The sequence below is a fragment of the Pseudomonas fluorescens genome (assembly GCF_902497745.1).
In the GTDB taxonomy this organism is placed as follows: domain Bacteria; phylum Pseudomonadota; class Gammaproteobacteria; order Pseudomonadales; family Pseudomonadaceae; genus Aquipseudomonas; species Aquipseudomonas fluorescens_BM.
The window spans coordinates 1-2,891 of the sequence record NZ_CABVHJ010000050.1 but is presented as its reverse complement, the minus strand read 5'-3'; the positions used below and the strand labels follow the sequence as shown (position 1 = coordinate 2,891).

The window sequence follows — 2,891 nt, the reverse complement described above, 5'->3', positions numbered from 1 at the left end:
CGAGAAAATCGAAAGTTTCCGGTTTTCCTTCTCCGCGCTTCTTGCGATCTTCGATCGCGAACCAGCCAAACCGTAGCAAACGTGTTTTCTCTGGATGCAGTGTCAGGTTGAACTGAGCTAGTCGAGCCTCCAACGCCTGGCGAAAACTCCATGCATCTTCATGCTTTTCAAACCCAAGCACACTGTCGTCTGCGTACCGCACAGCAATCATCTGACCTCGTGCAGTACGCTCGCGCCATTGCCTGATCCACAAGTCCATCACGTAGTGCAGGTAGATGTTGGCAAGCAACGGTGAAATGGGCGCACCTTGCGGCGTGCCCTGCTTCGCAGGAATGCGCTTTCCATTTTCGAGAACACCTGTGCGCAACCATCGAGCTATCAGCGCTAACATTCGCCTATCCGCGATTCGGTGTTGCAGGAAGCACATCATCCATTCGTGATCGATGGTGTCAAAGAACGCTCGAATATCCACGTCCAATATCCAGCGAACACGCGAATTCTGTATTCCTACCGATAACGCATCCAATGCATCGTGTTGCCCTCGACCTGGGCGAAAACCATACGAGAGTCCGAGAAAGTTCTGCTCATAAATTGCGTTGAGCACTTGCACGACTGCGGTCTGGACGATCTTGTCTTCCAGTGCGGTTACGCCCAGCGGGCGCTCGCTACCATCTGCCTTTGGGATAAACACCCGCCGGACAGGCTGGGCGCGATAGCGGCCACTATGCACTTTGTCGTGTAAGGCTGTCAGCCTTGTGAGCAGACCTTGCTCATACTCTCGCCACGATAGACCATCCACACCACTGGCCGCGTCTCGCTTGAGATTGTAGAAACTCTCGTGCAATAGCTCGACCGTCACGTGGTGCAGCAAGCTCGTGAACTTTACCCGGCGATCTCGCCGAGCTGCTTGACGTACAGCGAGCAACCCTGACAACGCACTTGTCCGGCTCTGCGTCCGGGATGCGGAAAGCTGTTCGCTGTTCCCCTTGGCTAACTCCCTTTCCTCCATTGTCTCCGCTGAGCAAAACCCATTGTTCGACAACTTCTCAGGTACTACGGAGTTATCCGACTTCTCATCCGCGTAGACGGCAGGCTTTTGGCTTGTGACCTTTCCTGCCCCGTCTGGCTTGTCACGACCAGACACGGATGAGATCTCCCAGCTTCCGTACAGTTGACTTCCCAGCATGCTCAGGGTCTACGACCGCGCAGGGCGTGAAACATGGCTTGCGATTATCGTCATGCACACTGTGGCCTTCCGCTTCGCTTAACAGCGTCGGCGCCCTGGACTCATGATTTCGCGGCTCAATGGCTGGCCTGCTGGTTTCCCCTGCCAACGCTTCGCCGTACACCTCACGGTGCACAACGCATGACTCGGGGTCGAGGTGTTTCGCCATAACTTCTCTCGTAGGGACTTTCACCCTTTATCAACTGCCAGCTTGGCTGGCGCACTAAGCGCTCCATGAGCCCCACATTCAAAGTGGCCAGATGATCCCGGATGCTGTGCTCCCGATTCCTTCCGGAGCCAGCAACTCATGATGCGACCCGACGCCAAAGTCGAAAAAGTCTATCTCTACCCCAAACCCGTGGACTTCCGAAAATCCATTGATGGTCTGGCCGCGCTGGTCGAATTGGATATCAAGGTCGCCGTGTTCGACCCTGTGCTTTTCGTTTTCCTCAACAAGTCCCGAAACCGCGTGAAGATTTTGTATTGGGAACGCAACGGCTTCTGCCTTTGGCTCAAGCGGCTGGAGTCCGAGCGATTCAAAACATCGCCCGAAGCCAGCGACGAGGCGATTGTCCTGACAGTCCAGGAACTGAACTGGCTACTCGACGGCTTCGACCTCTGGCACAACCGCCCTCATCAGGTTTTGACACTTCGATACGTCGCCTGATTCGGTATAATCCGCGGCATGATTTCCATGCCCAAAGACCTTCCTGGTGATCCTGTTTTGCTCAGGCAATTGCTTGAGCAAATGATCAGTGAGCGGGCGTCTGACAAAGGCAAGATTGTTCATCTTGAAGAAGAGAACGCGCTGTTGCGCCAAAGATTGTTCGGGCGTAAGTCCGAGCAAACGACTGATCCGGCAACGCCGCAGCTGGCGCTCTTCAATGAAGCAGAAAGTGTTGCAGAGCCTGTCGATGAAGCCTGCGAAGAAGAAGTTGTCGTGCCGACCAAACGTCGCGGCAAACGTAAGCCGCTGCCCACCGACCTGCCCCGAATCGAAGTCATCCATGAACTTCCCGAGCATGAGCTGACGTGTGCCTGCGGCTGCCGTAAACACGCCATCGGCGAGGAGGTCAGCGAACAGCTTGAAATCATCCCGATGCAGATCCGCGTCATCAAGCATGTACGCAAGGTCTATGGCTGCCGCGATTGTGAGTCGGCACCGGTGGCGGCGGATAAACCCGCCCAACTGATTGAAAAAAGCATGGCCAGTCCGAGCGTGCTGGCCATGTTGCTGACGACCAAATACGTCGACGGTCTACCGTTTCACCGTTTCGAAAAGGTGCTGGGCCGTCATGGCATCGATATCCCGCGCCAGACCCTGGCCCGCTGGGTCATCCAGTGCGGTGAGCACTTTCAGCCGCTGCTCAATTTGATGCGCGATAGCCTGTTGGCCAGCCGCATCATCCACTGCGATGAAACGCGCGTGCAGGTGCTCAAAGAGCCGGATCGGGAGCCAAGCAGCCAGTCCTGGATGTGGGTGCAAACCGGTGGCCCGCCTGACAAGCCGGTGATCCTTTTTGACTATTCCACCAGCCGGGCGCAGGAGGTGCCGACGCGCCTGCTCGATGGTTATCGCGGCTACGTGATGACTGACGATTATGCTGGTTACAACGCGCTGGGCGCACAGGCCGGGGTTGAGCGTTTGGGCTGCTGGGCGCATGCA

At 56.2% G+C, this 2,891-nt stretch carries 3 protein-coding genes; 2 read left to right on the top strand and 1 reads right to left on the bottom strand.

Going from position 1 to position 2,891, the window contains the following annotated elements:
- On the bottom strand, nucleotides 1-1,144 hold a 1,144-nt coding region (locus tag F8N44_RS31045; RefSeq protein WP_224794859.1), incomplete at its 3' end, for a reverse transcriptase domain-containing protein.
- Nucleotides 1,145-1,532: 388 nt separating this feature from the next.
- Here F8N44_RS31045 and tnpB point away from each other — a divergent pair.
- Nucleotides 1,533-1,892 (top strand): IS66 family insertion sequence element accessory protein TnpB, encoded by a 360-nt coding sequence (gene tnpB, locus F8N44_RS31040; RefSeq protein WP_224794856.1) that lies wholly within the window; start codon nucleotides 1,533-1,535, stop codon nucleotides 1,890-1,892.
- Between the two features lie 18 nt (nucleotides 1,893-1,910).
- On the top strand, nucleotides 1,911-2,891 hold a 981-nt coding region (gene tnpC / locus F8N44_RS31035), incomplete at its 3' end, for an IS66 family transposase (protein WP_150653003.1).